The 2,848-nt window shown below is 53.7% G+C and carries 2 protein-coding genes; one reads left to right on the top strand and one right to left on the bottom strand.

The genetic code is table 11. From position 1 onward, the window contains the following. Window positions 1–106: 106 nt before the first annotated feature. Window positions 107–496, top strand: coding sequence for a hypothetical protein (locus F3H32_RS17555; protein WP_188128716.1), 390 nt, complete (start codon window positions 107–109; stop codon window positions 494–496). 467 nt (window positions 497–963) lie between these two features. Here F3H32_RS17555 and F3H32_RS17550 read toward each other — a convergent pair whose 3' ends face one another. Beyond that, window positions 964–2,532: an anti-phage dCTP deaminase gene (locus tag F3H32_RS17550; protein ID WP_149766936.1), complete on the bottom strand. Its 1,569-nt coding sequence runs from the start codon at window positions 2,530–2,532 to the stop codon at window positions 964–966. Window positions 2,533–2,848: the final 316 nt, after the last annotated feature.

Raw genomic sequence — 2,848 nt, 5'->3', positions numbered from 1 at the left:
ATAGCCTCGGAGGCATCATGACCATCAGCGTAAGGGGGTCATTTTTGGAAGCCGATTACCCCGTTACGGGGTCAATTTTGCACGCCGGTTCACAAGCGAAGGCGTATTGCCTGACCTAAAGCGCGGCCTTTCCATTCCGAGGCTGGGTCAGCTTAAGCAGAAGTGGCGTACAGCAATGTCTGCATTGATCTATCGGGCGAAAGCTCTCAGGGCGATCACAGATGAAGCAGCGATCTCACTCTACAAGAGAATGAGCGCGTCGGGATACAGGACGCGTGAACCGCAGGAATTTGACATTGAGCCCGAGACGGGCAAACTCGCCGGACAGTTGGTGGACATGCACCTTACAGGGCTTGGCTATCAGATTGAGGAACTTGCAGACGCCGTCCGTATCGGACCTGAAGAGTTCGCGGCTATGCACGGTCTTCTTCCACCGGAACCTGTGAGAGCTGCGGCTACAAAGCCCAAGCTCCGCCTTATTGCCTCTCGTGATTGATGATGGACGCCTAACGCCAGGTTCGCAACCTGCCTGAACGGGTCGTCGGCCGTTGAGATCGGAAGCTGAGGTTGCCGCGCACGCCCGGCCCCTATCGGCCTAAGTTCGGAAGACGGGCAGCCTGACCTGCCCGCCCTCGCCTCGCCCCCGGTGATTTTTGTTGAGTTGGTGCTAAGTCACGTGCGCACGGCAAAAGCCGCTGCTTGTCGTCGCCCGGTAGGCTTCTGATATTTATATCAGATTTTGGTTGCGAAGGTGGGATCTGAACCTACAATCTTTAGGTTAGCATCCATACTCACGCAGCTGAGCGAGTAGCTTCTCCCGATGCGCCTGCGACACATCTTCGCTAAGCGAGCCAGAGTTTTTCGAATCATCGCAGGAAGGTCTGACATCTTGCACCTCGCCAGTCCTTCCTCTGAAAACAAAGAGAAATTCCGGCTGCTCTCGATGGCCCTGAGCCCGTTTCTTCATCTGCCTACCCCACTCTCTGCGTGAGCGACCTCTGCCTCCGCATCAGCTATCCGTCTTATAACGCGTTTTTCGTGGGTTGTGAATCCATCCATTGGCGGAGGGAGGACTGGTAGGGCTTCTTTCTTCTCTTGAATGATCGCCTTGCCACCTTGCTTCCGCTCGACGCCATGATGGAACAGCTTGAGAGCGCTATCGGGCCCAACACCCTCATACTGCAAGAACGCACACTGCCCCCCCGCATCGCCGATCACACCAATCGAATCACTGTGAAGCTCTAGAGCCAAGCTCTTTGCATAAGGTTCGACGTAGAAAACCTTCGAAATACCTGCGGCCACAATATGCCGCGCGCAGTTGTGGCAGGGAAACGTCGTTGTATAGAGAGTGCTTCCAACGATACCGGGCTTTCCGGATCGCGCGGCTGAAACTATCGCCTCCATCTCAGCGTGAATTGATCGGCTATATTCGATTAGGTCTCTAACCGGTGTTTTTAGAAGCTGTGTTCGTAGCTGGTCGCGGCTTGCACCTTTAACAAGCAGTCCCTCCCGCGATAATCTGTCGTATATTTTCGTGTAAAGATCTTCTTTTTTTCGATCATTGTGACATACTCGGCCGCCCCACTTGAAACAACGATGATCTCTGTCTCTGTCATCTGCAGAATATAAACCGCCACCACCCTTCGGGACATCATTCCACCCGACACCTAGCAATTCACCCTTCCCAGAATAAATCGCCGCACCAACCTGCCGCGACAAACACGCGGATTTACTTGCAGCAGAAACGGCCGCATACATGCCAGCCTCATCCGAGGTCGGTGTATGAACAGAAATATTAAAAATTATCTCGAGGTAACGATCAACCACTGCTCCCAGTCGAACATCGTTCTGACCATCATTTCGAACAAAATAATCTGATAAGTAAGCAGTCTTACTTACTTTTTGGCCATGGTCACCTTCTCGATCATTTTCATCTCGCGTAAATATTCCCGCCAGGTCATCTTTCTCGATGCCTTGGACCTTGAGGCGAGATTCACGGACAGCTTCCGGCGCGAAAACGGTGAACTGCCAGTACATTCCACCATATACACGCCTAAGGAGTTCCGTCTCCCTAGGGTGTTTGAGCGAGTCGATTATAGTTGCTTGTCTAAGGCGTTTCGGCTGGGGGACTTGGGTCGATTCGTCATATCCGCCAGCAGCGCTCCGATAAACAGCAATCGCTTCTATCGCTTTCGCAGCAACATAATCCTCGCCGAATTTATCTCTCAGCAAGGTTCCCACTTCTTGCAAGTCCTTGATACGATCCGAACCCCCTTCCGCAGGTGCCGGCTTTACGGTTTTAGCTGCGTTCTCGCGGATCAGATCACTCGCTTTGATGATTGAGACTGTATAGCCGTATTCCTTCTCCAGCTTATCGCGCAGAAGCTCAGCTGTTGTGGAGACGCCTGCACCCACCGCGCCAACAAGGCCGACGACAAGTTCTTCGGTTGGACGATCAACACGGAGAGGTCGCGCGTCCTGCTCACCAACTTCTACAACCAGGGTCTCTTTTACTGCTGTCGAAGCACCCATCAACTCACCTTGCGACCACCGCCACTTACCAATTTGATTAGTAGCTGAATTCCGTCGACGAATCTATAGGCGGGCGTAGCTGCATTTCTCGGCCTATATCCGTACCCGGATCTCTACCATTTTCCGGCCAGGCTTCCGGCGTGTGCCTGCCTGCCCCCCCTTTCCACGCTCCTTTCCGGCCAACGGGATCGCATGCGCCAGTCCGCGCTGCACCCACGTCCGTAAGCGCGACGCCGATCCCCTCCTGCCATTTTTGAGTTGATGCCTTCATTCTCCACGCACATGTGCGGCGGAGGTTTTGGATTTGGAGAGAGAC

This window comes from Paracoccus thiocyanatus, assembly GCF_900156255.1.
Taxonomy (GTDB): domain Bacteria; phylum Pseudomonadota; class Alphaproteobacteria; order Rhodobacterales; family Rhodobacteraceae; genus Paracoccus; species Paracoccus thiocyanatus.
This window is presented reverse-complemented; position numbering and strand designations above follow the sequence as displayed.